Annotated in this window: 16 protein-coding genes and 7 pseudogenes; 13 read left to right on the forward strand and 10 right to left on the reverse strand. The window is 68.5% G+C overall.

Features of this window, described 5'->3' with window-relative positions; translation table 11 throughout:
• Window positions 1-437: 437 nt before the first annotated feature.
• Genes G9272_RS45700 through G9272_RS43210 form a run of 3 tightly spaced genes read left to right on the forward strand, consistent with a single transcriptional unit; the run spans window position 438 to window position 1,853 of the window.
• Window positions 438-902, forward strand: a complete 465-nt coding sequence (locus G9272_RS45700) for a hypothetical protein (protein WP_253268119.1) — start codon at window positions 438-440, stop codon at window positions 900-902.
• A complete protein-coding gene (locus G9272_RS45705) occupies window positions 877-1,527 on the forward strand; it encodes a tyrosine-type recombinase/integrase (RefSeq protein WP_253268120.1) in 651 nt (216 codons plus the stop codon). The genes G9272_RS45700 and G9272_RS45705 overlap by 26 nt, the downstream gene beginning before the upstream one ends.
• On the forward strand, window positions 1,527-1,853 hold the full coding sequence (locus tag G9272_RS43210) for a helix-turn-helix domain-containing protein (protein WP_119582293.1): 327 nt from the start codon (window positions 1,527-1,529) through the stop codon (window positions 1,851-1,853). Before G9272_RS45705 ends, G9272_RS43210 begins: the two co-directional genes overlap by 1 nt.
• 537 nt (window positions 1,854-2,390) lie before the next feature.
• Here G9272_RS43210 and G9272_RS45710 read toward each other — a convergent pair.
• A pseudogene (locus G9272_RS45710) lies at window positions 2,391-2,640 on the reverse strand (transposase); the annotation flags it as partial.
• A 2,133-nt stretch (window positions 2,641-4,773) separates the two neighbouring features.
• On the opposite strand from G9272_RS45710, the gene G9272_RS43220 reads away from it, so the two are divergent.
• Together G9272_RS43220 and G9272_RS43225 are read left to right on the forward strand one after the other, a co-directional pair.
• A complete protein-coding gene (locus G9272_RS43220) occupies window positions 4,774-5,004 on the forward strand; it encodes a hypothetical protein (protein ID WP_171401642.1) in 231 nt (76 codons plus the stop codon).
• Between the two features lie 211 nt (window positions 5,005-5,215).
• The gene (locus G9272_RS43225) at window positions 5,216-5,632 is read left to right on the forward strand and encodes a hypothetical protein (RefSeq protein ID WP_171401643.1); all 417 of its coding nucleotides are present in this window, start codon (window positions 5,216-5,218) and stop codon (window positions 5,630-5,632) included.
• Between the two features lie 157 nt (window positions 5,633-5,789).
• On the opposite strand, the gene G9272_RS45715 is transcribed toward G9272_RS43225, so the two are convergent.
• From G9272_RS45715 to tap, 4 genes and pseudogenes are all read right to left on the reverse strand, one after another.
• A complete protein-coding gene (locus G9272_RS45715) occupies window positions 5,790-6,311 on the reverse strand; it encodes a Shedu anti-phage system protein SduA domain-containing protein (RefSeq protein ID WP_253268121.1) in 522 nt (173 codons plus the stop codon).
• A 14-nt stretch (window positions 6,312-6,325) separates the two neighbouring features.
• Entirely contained in the window at window positions 6,326-7,045 is a 720-nt protein-coding gene (locus G9272_RS45720; RefSeq protein WP_253268122.1) for a hypothetical protein, read from the reverse strand.
• Between the two features lie 360 nt (window positions 7,046-7,405).
• Window positions 7,406-7,576, reverse strand: a pseudogene (locus G9272_RS45725) (telomere-protecting terminal protein Tpg); the annotation flags it as partial.
• A 17-nt stretch (window positions 7,577-7,593) separates the two neighbouring features.
• Window positions 7,594-9,829, reverse strand: a pseudogene (gene tap, locus G9272_RS43235) (telomere-associated protein Tap); the annotation flags it as partial.
• A gap of 241 nt (window positions 9,830-10,070) precedes the next feature.
• Here tap and G9272_RS43240 point away from each other — a divergent pair.
• Both G9272_RS43240 and G9272_RS43245 read left to right on the forward strand, forming a co-directional pair.
• Window positions 10,071-11,027 (forward strand): ankyrin repeat domain-containing protein, encoded by a 957-nt coding sequence (locus G9272_RS43240; RefSeq protein ID WP_171401645.1) that lies wholly within the window; start codon window positions 10,071-10,073, stop codon window positions 11,025-11,027.
• A 123-nt stretch (window positions 11,028-11,150) separates the two neighbouring features.
• Window positions 11,151-12,233, forward strand: a complete 1,083-nt coding sequence (locus G9272_RS43245) for a DEAD/DEAH box helicase family protein (protein WP_253268123.1) — start codon at window positions 11,151-11,153, stop codon at window positions 12,231-12,233.
• Between the two features lie 476 nt (window positions 12,234-12,709).
• Here the strand turns inward: G9272_RS43245 and G9272_RS46005 are convergent, their stop codons facing one another.
• Entirely contained in the window at window positions 12,710-12,841 is a 132-nt protein-coding gene (locus G9272_RS46005) for a hypothetical protein (protein ID WP_301272180.1), read from the reverse strand.
• Window positions 12,842-13,662: 821 nt separating this feature from the next.
• Between G9272_RS46005 and G9272_RS43255 the strand changes: the two genes are divergently transcribed.
• Both G9272_RS43255 and G9272_RS43260 read left to right on the forward strand, forming a co-directional pair.
• Window positions 13,663-14,502, forward strand: coding sequence for an IS5 family transposase (locus G9272_RS43255; RefSeq protein WP_171401647.1), 840 nt, complete (start codon window positions 13,663-13,665; stop codon window positions 14,500-14,502).
• A 267-nt stretch (window positions 14,503-14,769) separates the two neighbouring features.
• A complete protein-coding gene (locus G9272_RS43260; protein WP_171401648.1) occupies window positions 14,770-15,087 on the forward strand; it encodes a hypothetical protein in 318 nt (105 codons plus the stop codon).
• Between the two features lie 196 nt (window positions 15,088-15,283).
• Here the strand turns inward: G9272_RS43260 and G9272_RS43265 are convergent, their stop codons facing one another.
• The gene (locus G9272_RS43265) at window positions 15,284-15,691 is read right to left on the reverse strand and encodes a hypothetical protein (RefSeq protein WP_171401649.1); all 408 of its coding nucleotides are present in this window, start codon (window positions 15,689-15,691) and stop codon (window positions 15,284-15,286) included.
• A gap of 201 nt (window positions 15,692-15,892) precedes the next feature.
• Between G9272_RS43265 and G9272_RS46520 the strand changes: the two are divergent.
• Together G9272_RS46520 and G9272_RS43270 are read left to right on the forward strand one after the other, a co-directional pair.
• A pseudogene (locus G9272_RS46520) lies at window positions 15,893-15,982 on the forward strand (IS5 family transposase); the annotation flags it as partial.
• A gap of 1,018 nt (window positions 15,983-17,000) precedes the next feature.
• Window positions 17,001-17,876: an SAM-dependent methyltransferase gene (locus G9272_RS43270; RefSeq protein WP_301272166.1), complete on the forward strand. Its 876-nt coding sequence runs from the start codon at window positions 17,001-17,003 to the stop codon at window positions 17,874-17,876.
• Window positions 17,877-17,962: 86 nt separating this feature from the next.
• On the opposite strand, the pseudogene tpg reads toward G9272_RS43270, so the two are convergent.
• Window positions 17,963-18,289, reverse strand: a pseudogene (gene tpg, locus G9272_RS43275) (telomere-protecting terminal protein Tpg); the annotation flags it as partial.
• A gap of 124 nt (window positions 18,290-18,413) precedes the next feature.
• Here tpg and G9272_RS46525 point away from each other — a divergent pair.
• A pseudogene (locus G9272_RS46525) lies at window positions 18,414-18,609 on the forward strand (IS5 family transposase); the annotation flags it as partial.
• Window positions 18,610-19,009: 400 nt separating this feature from the next.
• Window positions 19,010-19,642: a transposase family protein gene (locus G9272_RS43280; RefSeq protein ID WP_437184352.1), complete on the forward strand. Its 633-nt coding sequence runs from the start codon at window positions 19,010-19,012 to the stop codon at window positions 19,640-19,642.
• A 558-nt stretch (window positions 19,643-20,200) separates the two neighbouring features.
• Here the strand turns inward: G9272_RS43280 and G9272_RS43285 are convergent.
• Entirely contained in the window at window positions 20,201-21,043 is an 843-nt protein-coding gene (locus tag G9272_RS43285; RefSeq protein WP_171401650.1) for a phosphotransferase, read from the reverse strand.
• Window positions 21,044-21,265: 222 nt separating this feature from the next.
• Window positions 21,266-21,978, reverse strand: a pseudogene (locus G9272_RS43290) (transposase family protein).
• Window positions 21,979-22,564: the final 586 nt, after the last annotated feature.

The following is a 22,564-nucleotide window of genomic DNA, read 5'->3' on the forward strand; positions in this document are numbered from 1 at the left end:
GCCTGAAGGCAGGCATTCCCCTTCAGAGCATCTGATCGACGGCGGCCAGGGCGCCCCCGGCAGTCCAGGCCCAGCGCAGGCCCGCCGCGAGTCGAGAACCGGGCCAGGGCGCTCACGCCCTGACCATGATCGTTCTCAGCGCCAACCGCTGTACCGATGTTCCAACCGACGCCAATTGCATTGGATGCGAATAGGAGACACTCGTCCTGGAGGCAGGCTCAGGACCGCACGGAAGCGGCTTCACCAGGGTCTTGGCCTCAGAAGTACGGTAACGGTCTCGTCGGCGAGTATCTGTGTGTCTCACTCCATCGGGCGATTGAACTGCGAAGACACCCCCGGGTCGCATCTGATGCGAAATTCTCGCGTCAGATGCGATGGACGGAGAGTGATGGCGGATGGGTGGGGACGGTCTCGTTCCAGGGTCTGCTCGACTGCACGTGGTAGACGGTCTGCCGCTGCTGCGGCCGGATGAGCAAGTCTTCGAGGCGATGATCAAGGGCTGGCGCAACCAGCAACTCGCCCGGAATCTCTCGCCGGGATACGTCGATGACCAGGAACGCACCGTCCGGGCCTTCACCCGGCATGCCGATGCCATGCAGTGGCAGTGGACGCCACAGCACGTCGACGAATGGTCGGCCGACCTGCGGGCCGTGCACGGCTGTGTCCGCTCCACACTGCGCAACTACCAGGGGTCGGTACGACAGTTCTGCGACTTCCTGACCAACCCCGCCTACGGCTGGGGCGACGAGTGCCTACGGCACTTCGGGACTCACCCCGTCCAGGTGGTCTACGACTGGAACGCCGCGACGCACGCCGACGAGGCCGAGGGCGAGCCAGAACGCCGAGCCAGAACGCCGAGCTTTCACCAGGCCCGAGTTGGAAGCGTTCTTCGACCATGCTGACGAGGAGGTCCTGCGCGTTCGTGGCAAGGGCCGCAAGGGCTGGTTACCGGCCTTCCGGGACGCCGCTTTGTTCAAGGTCGCATACGCCTACGGCCTGCGCCGCAATGAGACCCGGATGTTGGATCTCACCGACTTCGGCGTCAATCCGGAGGGCCGGGAGTTCGGAGAGTACGGCACCGTGCTGGTCCGCTATGGCAAGGCCAAGAAGGGGTCGCCGCCCAAGCGTCGCAGCGTGCTGACCGTCTGGCACTGGACACCCGGCATCGTCGAGGAATGGATCAGCGAGGTCAGGCCCGGGATGCGGCATTCGACCAGCCGGGCCCTCTGGCCCTCCGAGCGAGGCCCGCGACTCGGGCTCCAGCGGCTGGACTCCCGCTTTGCCGCCTACCGGGACGCCCTCGGTCTGGACCCCGCGCTGGAGTTCCACTCGCTGCGCAGGTCCTACATCACCCATTTGATCGAGGACGGCCACGACCCGCTGTTCGTCCAACAGCAGGTCGGCCACGAGCACGCCTCCACCACCGCGATCTACACCTGCGTCTCCTCCGACTTCCGCACCCGCTCCCTGCGACGGGTCCTGGACGCCACCATCGAGGCCGCTCCTCGGCCGGGAAGGACCTCCTGATGCCACGCCAGATCAGCTATCGGTGGCGCCTGCGCGAGTTGATGGCTGCCCGAGGTATGTTCACCGTCGCCGAGCTCATGCCACACCTGACCGAACGTGGCATCACGCTGTCCTCCTCCCAGGTCCATCGCTTGGTCTCCGGCACCCCGGAACGGCTGTCCCTGCCGGTGCTGGCCACCCTTTGCGACATCCTCGACTGCACGCCTACCGACCTGATCGCCACCTCGGCCCAGAACCTCCCGGCCCGCCGCGCGGCCGGCGAAGAAGCGCCGATCAACCTCGCTGCCCGGCGGCCCACACGGGTCCGGCTGACGCCCGAGGGATGAGCGGTGACGCCGGAGGAGTACGAGCGGTGGGTGATCCGCGACTGCGCACGCTGCGGCCGTCGAGCCTCGAAGTCCGCCGAGTGGTCGGACGGTCCGATCTGCCGGGCCTGCTACGACCGCGCGATGCGCGTCCGCGGCCTCTGCCCCGGCTGCCGAGCCGACCGACTGCTGCCCGGCCGAGACACCGGCGGCACACCGATCTGCCGTGACTGCGCGGGGATCGTCCGCGACTTCTTCTGTGACCGCTGCGGCTTCGAGGGATTGCTCCTCGGCGGACGCCTTTGCGAACGCTGCACCCTCGGCCGACTCCTCAACGACGGCACCGGCCGCGTCGCTCCCTCACTTCAACCGCTGGTCACCGCCCTGCTGGAAATGGACCGTCCCAAGAGCCGCCTGAGCAGATGCAGCCAGTTGCTAGGGCGGGGCGGCGGGGTCGAAGCATGGGCCGTCGGTGAGCTGGCGCAGGCGCAATATCGGGAACTGAACCTCCCTCGTCGAATCGGTCGAGCGGCCCGCTTGCTTGTGCGCGCCGGAGGTGAGCTTCAGGAACGCCTCGTGGATGTCGTCGCGGATCTCCCAGCGGATCCGTAGCCGTCGGAAGCTGTGGATCCACACGTTCGTCCGCTCGACTACCCAGCGGACCGAGCCCAGGCCGGGGCCGTGCGGAACTCGGCGTCGGGCGATGACCGGCTTGATGCCGCGCTTCCACAGGAGCCGACGGTACTTGTCGAAGTCGTAGCCCCGGTCGGCGAACATGCCGCGGCTGGTGACGGGGGCGACCGGTCACTCACCCAGCTACTGCCCCTGCTCGACGCGATCCCGCGGATGCGCGGACGCCGCTGCCTGACCCGACACCACCCGCAAAGCATGGTCGCTGCACCTGGCACCGACCACCAGCGGCCGCACCCCGCCCTCACTCATCAATTGCCCGCGCCACTACCGCACCGGATGAGTTGCGCATACCGAAACGACCCCCACACGCCCCTCCCGGCAGGCCCCCACGCCAGACCACCGCTGCGTTCAGCGGCGAGAGGTTGATGGCGACCCTGCGCCATCAACCCTGACGGTAGTGCCGGACCCTTCAGGGACCCCCATGCGTGGGGAGAACGAGCTTGCTCGCGGCGTGACAGCGGCTGCCCTGGGCAGACCCCACTCGTGTGGGGAGGGCGGCAGCTTGGGCGAGAACGGTGACGTGATGCAGGACGCACCCCCACACAGGTGGGGAGAGCCCTTCCCGACGTGCCTGTTCACGGGCGGTCGGCTCGGCCTCCTACTCGCTCGACTTATCCGCTGCGGCGACCGAAAGCAGGACAGCGCCAGTGGGCCCGGTTGCGGCATGTGAAGGTGCGGCGCGACCGTTGCACGCCGCAGTCCGCCTTTAGCCGGGCTGCAAGCTTGTGGCGCGGTCCACTCAAGGCGACCGCGCCCAAGGACCTGCCTCGCTGCAACAAGGACAGGCCGACTTCCCCTGTTTTCCCGAGTGGTCACGGCAGGGGACGCCGTGGTCTGAGCAGAGCTCGAGCAGTCCCGCCTCCAAGGCCGGGCCGGGAAAGCACCCAGCAGGCGAGGACGGCGAGGCGAGCTGTCGTAAGTGCACACGCCGACAGGACGCATGCGGCCGGGCTCTTGGCCGGCGGCCCTCTCGGGCCTGTTCCCGTGGCGGGCGCTCACGTGAGGTGGCAGGAGCGCGAGAACGGCCGCTATGGCACCGGCGAGAGGCCCGACTGCGGCCATGCCCACGATGGCGACAGGCCACCGGCTGACGGCAGCGCCCGCCGATAGACGGCCCGCCGCGCCGAGAGAGCCATCGTCGGGCCGGCCCAGGACGTCCCCGAGCAGCGGCGTGCCGCGCAGCGCGACGCAGTTCATGGCGTTGCAGGTGGCGCTGTGCGGCAGCGGGCTGCCCGGTGCCCCCGTGAGCGCCTGCACTGTTTGCGTGGACCTCGCACGTCGGACAGCCGGAAGGAACGTCCGGCCACACAAAGCGACGGCGGCCCAAGCGGACAGTGCCCAGCTCGCCCGGGGCGCCGTCAGCCGCGGACCGTCTGCACAGCCGCAGCCCCAGTGTCCACAACCCGTCAGCCACTCCGTAGCCTGCAGTTGCAGCGCAGCCGCACGGGAAACGACGGGGGAGTGCCGGTGCTGACCGTTCCAGGCGGGCCAGCCGGCCGCAACTGCATCCCCACACGTCGTCATCAAATAGGCCGACTTCGAGGAGTTCCCGTTGGAGTCGGTGAGAAGACCGGTTCCGGGCAAGTCGACCAGCACCACGTAGGGAACACTGTCGGCCAGGATCGCATTGGCGACCTCCCACCAGGCACAGGTAGAGCACTGGTACGTCCCCGACGCACTCCATGAGTTTAGGGGCGAATACGGGGCGGGCTCATTGCAGTCGCGGCACCGCTGCATGTACCGCTCGTCCCAGCACCACTCCAGCAGCGCCGTTACGCGCTCCCGCATACGCATCCTGGCCGCCATGCTCGCCCTGGCCGAGAAGTCCTCCACGTCGATCCAGAGCACCCAGCGGCTGGAGACCAGTTCGGTCAGGCTTCCCATGGCCTTACACCCTTCTTGCTGGACGCTGCTGTGATGTGGAGAGCGCTCCGACCCATCCGGGAAGGCGGCCGGTGCCCGCACTCGTGTTAGCTTCCGCTGCCCTGCCCGTCCGGGGAAGAGCCCGCCGGCTCACCGTTGTGGGACACGTCCTGCGGATTTCAGCGCCCTGTTGCGAAAAGATGCTGATCAGAACAGGTCCATGTCTCAACGGAGATGGGACAACTTAAGACACCGCTCACCTGTTCGCTTTACGGTGCGCGGCGTGGTTGCCCAGGATGCTCCAAAGGTCTCAAGTTCGCTGGGCTGCAACCCGGTTGGACTGCTTTGAGGCCTCCCGAGTGGCTCACAGCAGAGATGAGTGCAAATGGACATCATCAACAGCCGCGCCCTGCCGAGGCGAGGCCGCCCCCGCCGCCGGAACGGGATCAGCTGGCCGGAGTGCGTAGTGATCATCATCGTGATCACCTCGGCCGCCGTCCTGGCTGTGCTGGGCATCTCGCCCACCAGCACAGCCCTGACTCTCAGCGCAGGCAGCGCAGCAGCCGTTCACCTGTTGATCCGGCTGAAGGGAGCGACCGTACGCAGCCAGCGCTGACACCACCATGAGGCGTCCCATTGACGCCCAGTCGGCAGCACACCCCCCACCAGCCCACGGCTGGCCAGCTTTGGCGCACTGGCTCGAACAGCTGCGCCAAAGCCGCGGGCTGAGCTTCCGCAGGATGGCGTCGGTATCGGCACGTATTCACAACAGCACCGCGGAGCCCTACAGTCACGCAAGCTTCGCTCGGGCAGTAAGCGGGCGCCCTGTGCGCTGGGCCCTGGTGATGGCGTTCACCACCGTCTGCCGTGGCGACCTCGCAACGGCCCAGCGCCTGTGGCGCAAGGCGGCCGGAACCCTGCCGCCCCGGCCGGACGCCGGCACGAAGCCGGAGTTCATCACCACCCCGGACCAACTACTCAACGCTATGAGGAGGATCCACACCGACTGCGGGGAACCCACCCTGCGGGAGCTGCGTCAGCGAGCGGAGAAGGCTGCTCTTGGTGACCTGCTCGCCCCCAGTACCAGCAGCGACATCCTGGGCGGCAAACGACTGCCACACCCCGCATACCTCACCGCCTTTCTCCAGGCATGCGCCCAGCCCGAACACACCTGGCCGGCCTGGCAGGCAGCTCTGCAGCGCGCAAAGCAGCACTCCCGTGCCCAGTACGCCGCCTGGCGTTAGGACGATGATCACGGGCGCTGCGGCCGGAGTCACTCCGGCCGCAGCGCTTAGCTGCGGACCTCACGCGCGGTGGGGAGGGCTGCTGGAAGTCTGGCGCCCGCGGTGAGTGGGCCCGACAGGCCCACAAGCCTGAACGACCCGCACCCCTGCTGCACGGCTAGATGCCGTGAGCCATTCCATGAGCCCCGAGTGAGCGCTCGGCGCTGTCCAGGAGCTCCTTGTAGGTCAGTACCTCGATGCGGCCCAGGTGGGTGTTGATCGTGCGCAGCACCTCATTGATCGTGCCCTCCGGGACCCCGGGCTGCGCGGCCGGATGGCCGATGAGGACGAGAGCGCGTGCTCGCCGCGTCTCCAGAGCGAACTGATCGCGGATGCGCAGCCGGTGCTCGTCGAGGTTCACGAGGTAGTTGAGAGCCTGGCCCACTGCGTCATGGATCTGTGCACTGGGTACCCAGCTTCCGCGGTGCCGCTTCACCAGTGGTCCGCGCAGGGCCATCGAGCGTTTGATCTCCACGATCTGCAGCGTGCCGTCACCGCGGATCAGCGGGATGTCCAACTCGTCGCCGGGCACCAGCCTGCGCCGTGCGGCCTCGCCGGCGAACTGCCCCCCGAAAATCCAGAACTGCCCCTGCAAAGCCCTCTGAAGGTCGTGTTCCGAAGCGTGCGGGTCTTCGGCCACCTGTCGCAGTGCCGTCAGGCCCGCCCTGCGCTGCGCGAGCTGCAAAAGCGCGGCGAGAGCATGCGCGTCGTCCAGGGCGTCGAGCGCGTCCAGGGCCTGGGCGCGCGCTGGACGATTCCCAGCAGGCGCTTGAGGCTGCGACGGCCCTCCTCGGTGTCCGCGGACCCCTTGGCTGCCGTGCGCGCGCCACCTCGGGCCTGCGGCGGCCGCGGGGCACCCGAAAGCACAAGCTCCAAATCCATGCGAGGAGCCTGCTCGAAGGCCGGGGCGGAGCTGTCGAAGCACGGGCCGCCACTGAGCTGGTGCAGGCGAAGCAGCGGGAACTGGACCTCCAGCGTTGCGTGGGTCGAGCGGCCCACTGGCTTGCGCACGCCGGTGCGGACCCATGATGCGGCGGGTGTCTCCTGGTCCACGGTGAACTCGCCGAGATACCGGCACAGCTGCTTGCGCTGCTCGAGGACCCGCAGAGGCAGTCCGCGCCGCAGGTGATGGATCAGCATCTGATTGTCCCGGCTGACGTAGTCGCCGTCCTGCAGACACCCCGGCACACGAAGGACGTCGCCGTCCCAAGAGGGGGCCGGCTGCCTGTCGGGCGCTGTCCGTACGAACAGGAAGGTGTTCGGGGTGGTGCCGCTGGAGCCGCCGTTGCCGGACCGGTTCCCGCCGTACACGTCGTGGAGCTGGCGACGCTGCACGACGGTTCCCGGCGGAACGATCCAGGGGATGCAGCCCACGGGATCTTCTGCCGCGGTTCTTTGCAGGTGCGGTAGTTGTTCCCACTGCTGCCGGGACAGGTCCAGGCGCGGGATCTGCCGCTGTGACGGCTTCCGTCGTGACAGCAGGGTGAGGTTTCAGCTCGCCGTTGCGTTCGATACTGGCTTTCGACACGGCGCGGTCCGCAACCGCGAGGCATCCCTGCACCGATCCCTCCCCGAGCCGGTACGCCTCCGCATGCCCGTGCCCATCATGGTCGCCAGCACTGACAAACGACCCCGTCCCCGCCACCGGGCGGAAGCCGGGAACCGGTGGCGCCGCTTCCGGAATGTCCTAAGCGGGCAGTTGACGTGGAGGCGAGCCGCGACGCGCGGAATTCCGACCCATCGCCGACCCACGACCCCCGGCATTCCCAATAGCTCCGCCACGCGCCGGGTACTGCGCTGGTGCTGCCGGACCAGGTAACGCATCTGCGCCCCCGCGGACTTGGGAACGGGGCGCGTGAACGCCCCCTGCACCGCCTTGTCGAGCTCTTCCTCGACCGTGACCATCGTCTCGACCCCTCCTGCTCTCCGGTGTCCTTGGCGGTGACCTCACCGGTCTTGATGTAGCGGGCGAGGTTGGCGGTCTTGCCGTCGGCGGTGAGCTGCTCGAGGACGTCCGCCCCCCACAGCACGCTCTGGGTGCCCTCGTGCTTGACCATCCCGGGCGACACTCCCAGCCGGAAGCTGCCCGGCACGGTCTTGCCGTCGGCGCCGTAGGGAAGGACGTCCAGGGGGCTGGGGCCGTCTGCGGCGTACACGGCGCAGTCGGAGAGGACCGCGACCGGATACTGTCCGGTGGCCGCTGCCAGGTGGAGCGTCTTGCGGTGCATGTTGATGCGGGCCCGGGAGATGACGGTGGCGCGGATGTCCGGGCGCCAGGTCGGGCGGGCGAGAGCGGGCCGGACCTGTCCCGGCTTCCAGCCGCCGCCGCGGGCCTTCCCCTGCCGATGCCGCCCTTCACGGTCATCTTGACCGCGTCCACGACGATTCCCAGCTCCGGATCACGGCTCTTGTATCCGTCCATCGCCTCCAGGAACTGGTGGGGGGACAGCTTCTCCGCGACGCCGAGGTCCGCCATGGTGGCGACGTAGGCATCGCGCAGCCGCTTGTACCAGCCGTCCAGGAACCGGCCGCTCTCACGGCGTACCCAGGCCTCCACGGGCGCGACGTCGTAGCCGAGCTCGACGGCGTACGCCACGGTGGGCGTGGCGTACCAGGCCGGACCGGTCGGGCGTTCGCCGGTCGGCGTGAACGGGCTGGGCATCAGCGCGGCGTCGAGGTCGCGCCACTGCTTGCCGACCTTCACCCGGGACAGGTCGACGTGGGAGAGGTCGACCAGCCAGGAGCCGGGCACCGCTGCGTCGAAGACCGGACCGGTGACGTGCACGGGCCGTGTGGCCAGGCCGACGACGGCGCCGTTGGCAGCCGCACCGAAGGCAAGGTTCACATCCAGGCCGACCAGGTGCCGCTGCATGCACTCGGCATCGGTCAGATCCCGCGCCCAGTCGTAGGCCTCCTCGAACAGCCTCTCGCCGGGCCCGCGCACGTGGAAGCGGGGCAGGTGCGCCAGGACGGGGTGCCCATCGGTCGCCTCGCACGGCGCGGGGTCCATCGGCTCCGTTCCCAGCGAGCCGGGCCGGTGCTCGCGGTGCCGTCTGCCGTTCTCGTCCGGCTCGCTCGCGCGGGTCGGCGGATTGAGGGTGGTCATCAGCTGCAGTCCCGTCACCGCGGTGGAGCCGACCGGCGTCATCACCCGGGCCGCGTACACCCCAGTACCCGGGCGAGTTCTGCGGGCTCCAGCTGGGCGGCGTGTCCCCAGGCGCGGCCGTCGAGGGCACGCCAGGAGGGGATGCACAGCTGCACGCACTGCCGGCGGCCGCCCTGGGCGGGTCGGTAGATCCGCGCCCATGGCCCCAGCCCCCGCTTGGTCAGCTGCCAGTCCGCGCGCTCAAGCTGCCTGATGGCCTTGTGTCCCTCCGGCAGCCGCCCGGCGAGGCGCTCGGCCTCCGACAGGACGGCGGGCAGGCCGTAGCGCTCGCACGCGGCTTCGGTGAGGACCAGCAGCGGGTCGGCGTCCTTGCCCGAGCCGTGCAGCTTCTCCGTCCCCAGCTGTGCTTCGGTCAGCGTCCACTCCACCAGCGCGGGCAGTGACTTGGCGGGCACGTCCAGGATCAGGCCGCCGACGCCGTACCCGGTCACCTGCCGCTCGGCGTCCGCGTCGAGGACGAGCAGCGGACCGTGCGCGTACGTACTGCCGGGGGCGGGAGGGGCGGCCGGGGCGGCCTTCTGCGCGCCCGGGCGGCGCGAGGCCGGTGAGGGCCGGGCGGCACGGGCCGCACGCGGCGCGGTGGCCGCAGCACCCGCCGCGGCGGGGGACGCAGACGGGGGCGGGGTCGTCTCGGGCGTGTCCCTGGCCGCAGCCTCGGGCACCCCGCCCGCGGGCGCATCCACTGTGGGCGCCGGTCCGCTGAACGTCTCCGCCACCGGGGCGTCGTCCGGCGGTGCGCCGGTGGGTTCGGGGGCGGGATAGAGCTGCGCGAGCTGCTTGAGCAGGCGTGCGTAGGCCTCCCGCTCCGGCGGCCGCGGCTCGGCCTTGCCCGACTCCCAGCCGCTGACGGTGGCCCGCCGTACGTCGAGGGCGGCGGCCACCTCGTCCAGGGTCAGGGCATGGGCCTGGCGCAGCCGCTTGCGCTCCGCCGGTGGCGGCAGCGGGGAGCGGGACGCGACCAGCGCGTCGACCGCGTCGAACAGCTCGGACATGGGACACCTCCGCTCTCACTCTACCCCATGAAACGTACGTATCGCGTACGGAGAGCGTGCTTTTCACGTACATCTTGCGTACGCGGGTGGTAGGGTGCTCGATCGGAGGTGCCCTGACCGTGTGCCTGCGAACCTTGGGCGCGGCGTTCGCGTCATCGACGCTGATCGCGCTGGTCGGTCCGATGTCGGACCCGGGTGCGCGTGTGGGTGCGAGAGCCTGCGACATGGTGGAGGGGGATCGATGACAGTGCAGAGCGACGGCTGGGCCGGCATGGGCTGGGACTGGACGGATGTCGGCGACATTCGCCGGCGTCTCGACGAAGGCGCTGATCCGGAGAGATGGAGCGGGGGCCGACCGTTGCATCGCGCAGCGGTGTTCGGGTCCCGGGAGGTCGTCGCGGAGCTGGCCGGCAGGGTCGCTGATGTGGACGCCCTGGAGGACGGTGTGACGGCGCTGTGGGAGGCCGTCGTTTCCAGGAAGCCGGACAACGCACGAGCCCTCGCCGCTGCCGGGGCCGATCCCTGGCGGCTGTCGCTCGGCGGCTGGTCACCGGGGCGGCTGAGCCTCGCCGGACCGACGCCGGGCCTGTTCCCAATGCCGGACGGGGTAGCCCTGACCGACACCGAGCGTGCGGCAGCGCAGGAGGCCGACCGGCTCACCACGGCACTGGGCGCATTCGACTACGACGGCACTGGCCTGGCCTGCGTGGCCGGCATTGACGCGGCCGAGGCGGTGCGCCGTCTTCAGGCGACACCGGTGGACGGCGAAGTCATCGATGAACTGCTGGAAGATCCCTACGCGTACGACATGGACGAGAGCCTGCAGATTATCGGCGTGACGTCGGTGCCGGGCGGCTGCGTCGTCACCCAGCCCTGGGGATACGCGCCGAGCATGCCGGGCGTGCTGGCCCGGTTGTCCGCCGGCGCGGTCTGCTACGGCCTGTACGCCAATCCCAAGAGCGGCAACCAGGGCAGCATCGCCCGTCATGGAACCATCGAGGGCTCAGACCTGCACCCCGGCGGAGGACCGCACGAGAACGACAGCCCCGGGGAGGTGCTGGCCTCGTACCTCTACCAGCACAGCGCCGTCGCCTACGCCTGCGCCTTCGCAGAACTGCGCCTGAACGACAGGCGCGCCGTGGCCGGACCTCCCGACATGTGGGTCGAACTGCCCCGACGCGACTACTGGAGTCACTGACTCACCCAGGCCATCGTCGCCGTGCTGCCACACGCTCGGACAAGCGCGCGACAGGCCGCACCGTCTTTCCGGCTCCGGGCCGCCGCCCGGAGGCCGTCCTTTCGGGATCGAGAAAGAGCTGTCATGACTGTGGTGGAACTGCCGCGCCCCGGCCACCCCGAGCGCGCGCGGCTTTTTCCCGACCAGACCGAGGCCGTCCAGCGGCTGGCCCGGCATCTGCGGCGCCTCGGAACGCGGGGCCTGTTCGTGTCGGCGACGGGCACCGGCAAGACGCTGGTGTCCATCCGGACGGCGGACGAACTCGACGCCCGGCTGCTGCTGTTCGTGGTGCCTACCCTGGACCTGGCGGTCCAGACGGCGCTGGCCTGGCGCCGCGACGGCCACAGCGAGCACATGGTGATCGTCTCCTCCCTCGACGCGAGCGGACACGACGGCCTCGTCGCCGCCCGTGTCATGTCGACCACCGACCCGCACGCACTGGGCGGCCTGATGTCGGTGGTGGGGGAGGGCGACGACCAGATCCCCGCGTTGACGGTGATCTGCACCTACGACTCCCTGAACAAGATCGAGGAAACCCAGAACACCGGGTACGCGGTACCGCCGTTCGACCTGGCGATCATGGACGAGGCACACCGGATCGCCGGCCGCACCGACAAGAAGTGGGCCGCCGTCAACGACGCCACGCGCATCCACGCGGAACGCCGCCTCTACATGACCGCCACCCCCCCCCGCATCTTCGCCGCGCCGGAACTGGCCGAGTCCGCCGACACCACCCGCCCCCGCCGCACCCGCCCCGCCGCCCCCGCCACGGACGCGGAGGCGTTCGCCAACTCCATGGACAACGAGGCCGTCTACGCCAAGAAGGTCTTTGAGTACCCGCTGGCCCAGGCTGTCGAGGACGGCCGGGCGGCGGACTACCGCATCGTGGTACCAACCCTCACCGACACCGACCTGCGCCACCGCCTCAACCTGCCCGCCTCCGGCACCACTCCTGGCGACAGCGGTGAGGCGGACGGCGCGCTGCGCACCACCGCCCTGCACCTCGCGGTCCTGCGCGCCATGACCGAACACGGGCTGAAGAAGGTCCTCGTCTACTTCAACCTCGTCTCCGACGCCCGCCTCTTCGCCCGCGAACTCCCCCACACCCTGCGCCTGCTGACCATCTTCAGCCTCGCCCGGGAGATCCGCCGCGGTTTCCCGACTTGAGCTCACCGTCCCGGACCGGCTGCCCAGCGCCTGACCTGACCCCGCGACGCGTCAACCGGCGGATTACCGAGCAGGCGCGCCGGCTGCGCCATCGGGTGCTGCCGCAGGTGTCCCGCCGCAAGGACCAGGACGGCTTCGCCGTCCTGGCGAAGCGATGGCGTGTCGAGCGGGCGATCTCGTGGATCATGAGAGCCAGGAGAAACGTGCGGGACTACCAGCGGCTCATCTCCCACAGCGAGGCCCACATCACCTGGACCTCCATTACCCTGATGGTCCGCCGGCTTACCCGACCTCCCCGGCCACCGCGCCACACCCCGTCGAACCGGCGAAAAACAGCCGCCAAGCCCAAGCCCATACGCATCCGGATGCAGCAGCCACAGGCGATCCGACTGGCCCCCACCGTCTTGCGCTTATCTCGGGCAGCCCACCATTTGGCCGGCCGTGAACCAAGTGCTGGCCGACCCCTCCGATCCGTCTCACGCGAACCAGGCGTTCGGATCATCCGGGACCCGGCGGCCTCTGCCCGGAGCGGCAGCCATGATCGTCTCTAGATAACCAGGCAGGGCGGATGCGGGAGTGATGTCATGCACGTCGACGATGCCGTCCATGAGCACGACCGCAGGCCCGACCTCGTCGAGGTTGGCGCGTGGGTACCGTGTGACCAGACTCCACCAGCCGCCATGGACTCGGACCACCCGCCGCGGCTGCTGTGGTGCCCAGGACTCGTACACCGCCACCGCGTTCACAGCAGATGGATCTCCCGCAGCGTATTCAGTGGCGTACTCGCCGAGCTCCTACAGCAGTCCAGCCACGGACGGATGCTGCAAGGCAGTGGGCACAGCGATGTCGACCAGGCGCAACTCGCACGGGTCAGGAGCCGTGATGCCGTCGTTGTACTCGCCCCACAAATACCGTTCGCGGTAAGCCTCCCAGGTACACCAATCCGCAAGCTCCCGGATGAGCCGACTGGCCAGCTCATCCCGGACTGCCAGGGCTTTGTCCCGTGGCGCCGCCGCGGCAACGGATGGTGGGGTTCCCGAGCCCTTCTCCGTCGGGAACGGCGGGTGCCTACGACGTTTACCCATGCCGCTCACTCTGGCACCGCCGCGCCTTCAGCGGGAGGGCGCATTGGGGTGCGAGCCCAGACGTATCCCACTGCCCAACACAGAACGTCACAGATCACCGGATGTGAAACAGCTTCCGAGGGGGCGTTTACATCACTTTTAGTGCGTTCTTAACTGGTATGTGGTCTGGCTGTGATGAGGCCAGTGATCCTGGAGGTGCTGGCGGGTCCTGAGGGGTGATGACCCCGTGGTCTCGCCCGCACTCCTCCTGTTTCATCCCGGGATGCGCCGTCGTACACCGTTCGCCTCGCGCGCCTGGTGCGCGTTCCTGGGCCAGGCCGGCAGCTGGCCGGTACTCCAGAATCATGGCTGAGCGTCGTCGCTATCCGAGTGATCTGTCCGATGCCCGCTGGGAGTTGGTCGAGCCAGTCCTGACCGCATGGCGGGCCGAACGCCGCGGCCGCGGGCTGGACATCGGCCGACCGCCCAACCATGACCTGCGCAGTCTCCTGGACGCAGTCCTCTACGTGAACCGCACCGGGATCCCCTGGCGCTACCTCCCGCACGACTACCCGCACTGGAACACCGTCTACGCCTACTTCGCCCGATGGCAGGAGGAAGGCGTATTCGACCAGCTCAACAGCCTGCTGAGGCGTCAAGTGCGCCGGAAGGAAGGCCGGGAGGAGGAACCGAGTGCGTGCGTCATTGACTCCCAGAGCATCAAGACCTCTACCAACGTCCCCGCGGCCGGCCAGGGCATCGACGCCGGCAAGAAGATCGTGGGCCGCGAGTGGAGCATCGTGATCGACACGGTCGGCCTGCTCCTCGAGGTTCTGGTCACCGCGGCCGGCGTGCAGGACTCGATCGCCGGCCAGGCCCTTATCGACAAGGTCGCCGCCAAGCGCCCCGCCGTCCGCAAGACCTGGGTCGACGGCGGCTACCGCCAGCACCTCGTTGAGCACGCCGCAACCCTCGGCATCGACATGCACTTCGTCCGACGCGCCCCCGCCACCAGGGGATTTGCCGTCCTGCCTCGCCGTCGGACCGTCGAGCGCACGCTCGGTTGGCTGATGAATCACCGCCGTCTCGCCCGCGACTACGAAGCCAAACCCCACCGCTCCGAAGCCATGATCTACGTCGCGATGATCAACCTCATGACTCGTCGCCTCACTCACGAATCCACCCCTACATGGCGCGGCACCTAGAACCCGCCGAATCGGGACATCAAGAGGCTAAACATTAGGAGGAAACACCCTCTGAGCTTGAGCTTTAACTTCGCTGGTAGGGGCGCTTCCGCTGCGGCGCAGTTCAGCGCCTTGACGGGCGGGCGAGGGCCCAGGGCGGGAGGGGTTTCGGAACTCCACCCCGGCGCGGTGCCGTTGCGCAGGTGTTCCGTAACCTCTGCGAGCCGGGCAAGCGATGCTGGGCACGGCCTTGTGCGAGGGTCGTAGGAACCGCCCCATGGAGCCAGGATGACGGATCGGCACGACGAGTGGCGACTCCTGAGCGGCAGCACTCTCGTTGGCACAATTTACGTCGACGAGCCGGGTATGCCCTGGCAGCGCGGGCGCTTCTCCGCGGAGCCTGCTTTCAGCCAGTTCAAGCCCTGGTTCGACGAGATCAATGCCCTCGTCGAGGCAGGGGAGTTCGAACGGTTCGACGTCGTCTACGACCTCATCGAAGGTGCCCTGACCCTGCAGTCACCGTCGGGACCCGTTGCGGAGTTCCTCCTCCACATCGATCAAGAGTGCGCCTGTTTTCGTTGGGACGAGGCCCCAGCAACAAGTTAAAACTCAAGCTGAGAGGTCGTTTTCGTCCTTGAAGTGAATATTCCACCGTATTCCTCGGCGTGTGGGTGTCGTCGTGGCGGGGCTGACGAGTCGGATGCAGGGCATGGGTCGTGTGGGGTGACCCGAGAGGCGGAACGCGCCTTACGCCTGTCTCATCCCAGGACGTCCGCCGCATGGTCGGTTCAGTGACGAGGGATCACCGCCGCCGCCAGCACCGGCGGACCGGAGCCGATGTATTTCCACCGCCTTCGCGCTGGGACTCGTGCCAGCGACGACGTTTTCGGCGAAGACGGCGCCGTAATCGGTATCTGCTGATGCGCATGCCGCACTCGGTTCCTGCACCCAGGATCAGCAGCACTGCCAAGACCGCCTGAGACACGCAGGCCACCGGCAGATCAGCCCAAGAGAAGCCGTAGCTGATCAGCGCCGAGCAAGTCGACCCCACGCCCAGGACCAGGAAGAGCCGACTCGTCTCACCGGGAACCGGCCCTCCCTTGACAGCCCACTTCTTCATGCCTTCGACGAACAAGAAGGCAACCAGCGCCGCCACTTCGAGCCCTGCCAACAGGACCGCCAGGCCAATGTCCAGGATCCACTTCAACATGCTCACCATACTGAAGCGGGCGGACAGCCACACGCCTGAGTACGGCTACTCAAGTGGAGTGGCCATCAAGCGGGACTTCACAATGTGGCCGTCGCAAAGGTTGCGGCAGGAGCACTTTCTGACGAGGCCACCTGGTCCGTGCTTCCAACGCCGGGACAGACGCCTGGGCGCACGCCCTCTGTCCGGCGGTATCACCTGGTCATGACCAAACGCCGTGCGTATCCAAGTGACCTGTCCGATGCCCGCTGGGCGTTGATCGAGCCGGTGCTGTCGGAATGGCGGGCCGAGCGGCGCCGGTATGTTCAAGGGTCCGCTGGATCATTCAAAGGCCGAAGATGTAGGGACGCGCGCCAGGCCCCGCCATACAGCATGCCACCCGCACCGGCACGACGATCAGCGTGAGCGGCATCGCCCGGCAGGCCGGCGTCGACCGCACCTTCCTCTATCGTCACCGCGACCTGCTCGCCCTCATCCACGCCGCCGAACGGGCACTTTCTGCCTCGGACCCCGGAGTCGGGCCCTCGGCCAGCCTCGCCTCGCTCCAGGCTGACCTCGCCAACGCGCACGCCCGCAACACTCGGCTTGTCACCCAGACCCGGCGCCTGGAGCGACGATTGTCCGAGCTGATGGGCGAGCAGACGTGGCGGGAGTCGGGACTCGGTGCCCCCGCTGACCAGGAAGAGCTTCAGCGCCAGGTCTCCCGCCTGGAACAGGTGAACACCGAGCTGTCGGCGCGGTTGGCGAAGAGGGACGCGGAGCTGGAAGCTGCCCGAGCGGCCAACTGCGAGCTGGCCGTGGTGGCCGGCGCGTCACGGCCGCGGGTGCGGACGAGGTCATCGACCACCTGGCGGCGTGGGCGCTGGTGTCGGCGGGCGGCGTACGCGTCTTGCCGAGCGGGATCGTACCGCGCCGCCGGCCCGGGTACGGCCGCCTTTACCGGTTCACGGTGCCGGGGGCGGGTCGTCCGCCTGCCCTCGCCCGAGGGCACGGCGGCGCATCCCCGAGCGCCCACGGGCCGTACATGCCAAGGTTCTGCTTCCTCAGGTCGCGGGGGATCGGGAGGGACGCGCTGGTAGGGCGATCAGCTCCACCAGGGAGCTCGGCGAGTGCTGTCGGATTCGCTCGACGTACATGTGATCCGGCTCTGGTCCACTTCGTGTGGTCGCGTACACAGGGTGACTGTTGGTCTTCGCCCAATGGTGGGTGGATTGAGTGGTCGTAGGCGGTCAGTGCGCGCATGACTGGCTGGCCGCGCATGAAGCTGGCTCCCCGCATCAGGCTCCTGGAATCAATCTCCTAGGCTGGCGCGGTGACTGATGAGCAGGAGTGGGTGCAGCCGTCGGGGGTGTGGGCCACGGCGGTGGGGGTGGCCAGGGTGCGGGCGCTGGAGACCGAGCGGGAGAACGCGCTGTTCCGCGACCCACTGGCACAGGCCTTCGCCACCGCCGGCGGCTTGTGGCCCTCCTCGTCGCCGCTGCCCGATGACGAGGCCGCGCGACGCCGTCGGCCGGCCGTGGCGTTCTCCATCGTCATCAGGACGAAGTTCCTCGACGACCTGTTGCAGCAGGCCTCCGCGTCCGGGGTCCGGCAGGTCGTGCTGCTCGGCGCCGGCATGGACAGCCGGGCCTTCCGGATGGACTGGCCCGAGGGCACCCGGCTGTTCGAGGTCGACACCGCCGCGCCACTGGACTTCAAGGCTTCGGTGCTGCGCCAGGAACGGGCCGTCGCACGCTGCGAGCGGATCACCGTCGCGGTGGATCTGCGTGAGGACTGGCCAGGCGCGCTGGCCGCCGCAGGGCACGACGCGGCCGTGCCGACCGCGTGGATCGCCGAAGGACTACTGATCTATCTGCCCGAGGACGCGGTGGAGCTATTGCTGGCCCGGATCAGCATGCAGTCGGCGGCAGGCAGTCGTATGGGGCTGACATTGGGCTCGCGCGGCGTGATCGAGCGCTTCGGCGCGGACGCCGCGCCGGGATCGGCGGCGTCCATGTGGGTCTCGGAGATGTCCGACGACCCGGTGGGCTGGCTGGCCGGGCACGGCTGGGAGGCCGACAGCCACACCCTGCGCGAGCGCGCTGCCGCCTACGGCCGTCCGATCAGCACCCCGCCGCAGCGCGAGGAGCGGCCCGGCGGGTTGATCTCGGCGGTCCGCCGGGAGAGCGCCTCCCGGTTCCCTGGATGATCGATTCCAAGGGGGCCTGATGAGTGGAGCCAGGTTCATGCGCGGCCGGCCGGTCATGCGCGCACTGAGCGCCTACGACCACTAAAGCCGGCCCCGGCCTCGCGGCCGTCGAAGAGCCGCTGAGCGTACTCGGGAGGCAGGTGGACGGTGAGGCGGCGGAAGCGTCCGTCGTCGGTGGTGCCGGCGGGGGAGCGGTAGCCGAACCTGGCGCGGGTCTCGATGGTGATGCCGGTGGCCGTGGCGGCTGCCTTGCGCCGGCGCTTGCAGACCAGCGGCTGCCGGCGCGCCCTGACGGCCCGGGTGCTTACGAGCTGCCGCATCAGGTAGCCGATCTGCCCCTTGAGTGTCTTCGGCGGTTCCTTGGTGAATGTCTCGCGTCCGGCGCGTTCGAGGGCGTCGTCGATGTCTCCCACGGCGGGTCATTCTCCTTCGTCGTAGGTGGCGTCGTGGCCGTCGCCCTTGATGTGGCGGGTGGGGTTGCGGTCCTGCCCCATCAGGTCGACCGCCCACGCCATGCTCTGCACACCCTCCACCTTCATCCCCGACGAGGTCGATCAGGCGCGCAACCGCCGAAAACCGGCTCTCGCGGCGGACGGCCACCGCATTTCGCCCCGGCCGACTATCGCGAGCGCCACGCGGTCGAGTGCGGGATCAACCGCCTCAGAGGCACCGCGCCGTCGCCACGCGATACGACAAGCTCGCGGTCCGCTACGAGGCGACTGTCCTCATCGCAGTGAGCTTTTTCAGAGCGGCCACTGATCGAGTGATGGCTGAGCCGAAGCACGCTGGTTGTCACATAGGCAGGCTTGCTGTCGCTGTGGCCGAGGCTGCATGCGTTGGACCCGCCGGTCATTGCTGTGGCCAGGACCCCTCGCAGCCGACCAAGGTCGAAGTCGGCAGCACCGACAACATGCAGATCTACGTCTGCCCGACCTCTCCCGAGCATCCGCACACCGACCTGATCCAATGAGCTGTCGAGCCTGTCACACACCCCGCAGTCGGTGGCAGAAGTGCCGCCGCGTCAGAGTGTGTGACAAGCCGTTGCCTCACGGCGGAGTGACCCGCAACGCACGGGGCTCCTGTGCCGTTTGGGGAGGTGTTCGAAGTCTCAACTCATCGGCACAGGAGCCTCGTTGGTGGCCCATCCTGCCGCACTCGACTTGCCGCGCGCGCTGGTCGCCTTGGTGTACCTGCGCAAGCACGACACCCTCGCGCAGATCGCCGCCGGCTTCGGCATCTCGGTGGGCACCGCCCACGCCTACACCCACACCGTGGTCGACCTGCTCGCGGTGCGGGCACCTGGCCTGCTCAAGGTCCTGCGTGAAGCCGACCCGGACTTCGTCCTGCTCGGCGGCACCCTCGCCGCATGCGACCGCCTCGGCGACGGCCGGGCGGACTACTTCGCCAAGCACCGCCGCCACGGCGTGAACGTCCAGGTGGTCACCGATCTGACCGGACGCCTGCTGTGGATCTCGCCCGCCCTGCCGGGCCGGACCCATGACCCGACCGCGTCCCGCACCCACCGGATCATCCGGTTCTGCGAACGCCAAGGCGTCCCGATCCTTGCCGACCGCGCCTACATCGGCGCCGGACCGTGGGGCACCACACCGGTCAGACGCCCACCCGGTCGCGACCTGTCGCCAACCCAGAACACCGTCAACCGCGCGGTCTCGGCAGTACGGGCACCGGTCGAACGGGGCGTGGCCCGCCTGAAGTCCTGGCGGATCTTCCACCACGCGCGCTGTAGCCCGAATCGAATGTCGTAGCGGGGGAAGACGCAGCAGGCGCTGACCGAGACGACTGCCAAGGCTCATCGGTATGTCCTCCGTCCGCTCGTACGTGGTGACTCCTGACGCATACCGATCCTGGTCTAGGTCTGGGACTGATCCGCGGCAGCCATGGCAGGTTTGCGGCGGTTCGCGATGAGGCCGCCCGCGGCACCCAGTGAGACCAGGCCCATGCCGGCGGCGGTCGCCATCCCCTTCACTTCGGCTCCGCGGCCCAGCCGGGTGGCAGGGCGGCGTCGGCGGTCGGTGCGGTCGGCATCGGTTTGGCAGGTGCCACGTCACTGGAGGTCTCTTCCACGGGGCGGCCGTGGCATTCGGGTGCACTCCCGGACGGTCCGACACGCGGCGCTGGGCGCGCTGACCGGCTAGGTCTTGTCCGGCCGATCATGTGACTGGTCCGTGTCCGGGTCGTTGCTGTGGACACGGGGCGAGGGGATGAGATGTCCTCTCAAGCCGGCCGAGTTCGTCCGCTGCTCCGAGTCGGGATGCCGCACACGGCGCAGCGGATCGGGACCCAGCAGCCTCTCTGTCTCCAGTTCAGCCCAGTCCGCAGCGATCGAGTGCGGCACGGACCTGGTTGAGCCCCTCCACTCTCCAGTGGCCCCGGTCAGGCATTTGGTCGTCTCGGCGCCAGCGCCAGGCCGAGAACATCGCCCAGTTCAGGGCTCGGCACCGGTGAATCAGACCGTGGTCAGCCCCCGCATAGTGCTTTGCCACTTCTTCGGGCGCATGGGCGAGGTCGAACTCGATCGGCCCACGGCAGCACGTGGCGAGGTCTACGAAAAGCGGCCCTCTCCTCGTGTTCAGGAGATTGCCCGGATGAGGCTCGCCGTGCAACAACTGGTCGCCGGTTTTGTCGATACTGATCGCGGCGCTCAGCCCACGGAGTGTGTCGCTGAGGAGTTCCCGGTCAGAGTCGGGCAGTTCGGGGGACCGCTCCCGGTCGTTCACCTCTCTCAGTGCCACGGCGACTCGATCGGTGAAATGCGGTGCGCCCAGATCGATCTGGCGCAGGGCGGCATGGTGCCGCAGGAACACGTCTGCGTAGTCGGCCGGCGCGATCTCTGATCGCACAGGTTCGTAGTAGGTCCAGAGCGAGATGGCGAAGGCGTCACGCAAATAGACTCGGTGCTCGACCCGAGGGTCGAGCTCGGCCACCGGAGCGTCGACGTCGGCGAGACGGCGAGCAACCTCTACCTCGAACTCGGAATCAGCCAGATGTCCCGAAGGCGCGACCCGAGCCAGAACATCGCAAGGGAGCAGGCGCAGCGCGACCCGGTCCGAGTTGTGGATGACGATCGCATCGTCGACCTGAAGGCCCAGCTCCGAAGCGGTCGCCCGTCCTGCCTCAACTGCGCGGCGGAGTTCCAATGGCTCCATACCGTTCTCCCTCATGGTTGAGTACACATACACGTCTGGGGCAACGGCGACGCCCCCGGAGTCCTCGTGAACATCATTCGGCAGCCACACCCGGACCCGGCGACAAGCATCGCAAAACGGGACCTGCACAAGCCCTCGGATTTATTCGGCCGATCATGTGACTAAAGCGTGTTGCAGAAGGCCGTTATTTTGCAGGTCAGAGCCCGTCCCTGGCTGTTCTAATCACGCGGTCAGGGCGAGGTTGTGCATGTGGGCGACAACTTGGACCGCGTGGTGGAGGCCATCGCCGTGCTGTCGGCAGTCTCGGAAGGTCTTGTAGTTCTTCAGCCGGCCGATCGCATGCTCGACGCGTGCACGGACCCGGCGATGCTCCGCGTTGTCGGCTTCCTCGCCAGCCAAGAGAGGCCGGCCGGGTCGTTTGCGATGCGGCACGACCAGGCCGGTGTTGATGTAGGCGCCGTCACCGAGCACGGTGACGCCCTGGCAGTGCTGTGGCAGGCCGGAGTTGCGCCGCACGTGGGCGTCGGCCCTGTTGCCCGGGGCCGGACGGGCGGTGGCCACGACCAGGCGTGTGTCGGCGTCGATGATGACCTGCACGTTTGCGGAGAACCGGTAGTTGCGGCTCGAGGCGCCGACCTTGCGGTCGCGGACCGGGACCAGCGTGCCGTCCACGATCCACAGCCGGTCTGCAGCATCGACGGGACGTGGGCCGGCTCGAGCGCGAGGAGGGGCCGCAGCCGCTGGATGACCCTGCACACCGTGGCCGGCGAGACTTCGAACAGGGGTGCGAGCTGCCGCGTGGTGAGGTTCGTACGGTAGTAGACCGCCACCACCAGCACCCGGTCGGCAAGCGGCAGACACGATGGCCGCCCAATGCGCGGCCCCTCGCCACCCTGCTCCCGCACCACCTTCAGCAACCGCTCGAACTGCTTCATCCCGACAGTCCTTGAGGGACGTACACCCGATGGGCTGTTCGAGCAGTGGACGCGTTGGTCGCGATGGCGGTCACGTGGGTGTCGGGCCGACGCCTTGAGCCGTCTGGGGACTTGATCCCCATATCCAGGGCGGTGGTGGTGCCCGATGCTCTCGTGACCGCCAGCATCGTCAACACTGCTCGCGTGCTCTGGCTGCCCTGGGTGAAGTGCGAGCCCCCAGCCGGGCCTCCCAACGAACCGGTGCTGGGAGCCGACCTGAGCTAAGTCGGTGCTTCGTTCTGACATCCGGTCCCTCGTCCCTGGAAGCTGTACCCGGTGTGACCGCTGCTGCCGCCGTTCGGCCGGTGACCGCCTGGGCTGTGGAAGGCCACGTGGCCGCCGTGCTGACCATCAACGACGCAGACTTTGACTTCCTGGAACCGCCTGCGCTTGACGCCGGGTAACGGAGGAGTCTGAAGCCGGGCCAGGGACTCTTCGCCGAGCCAGACGACGAAGCCATTGACGCCGCTCTTGACGCTGCACGCGAGCGTTGCAGTCGGATCCTCGTCTTGGACGAGTGACCGTCTGCTTGGGCTGGTGGGCTCAC

The organism is Streptomyces asoensis, assembly GCF_013085465.1.
In the GTDB taxonomy this organism is placed as follows: Bacteria; Actinomycetota; Actinomycetes; order Streptomycetales; family Streptomycetaceae; genus Streptomyces; species Streptomyces cacaoi_A.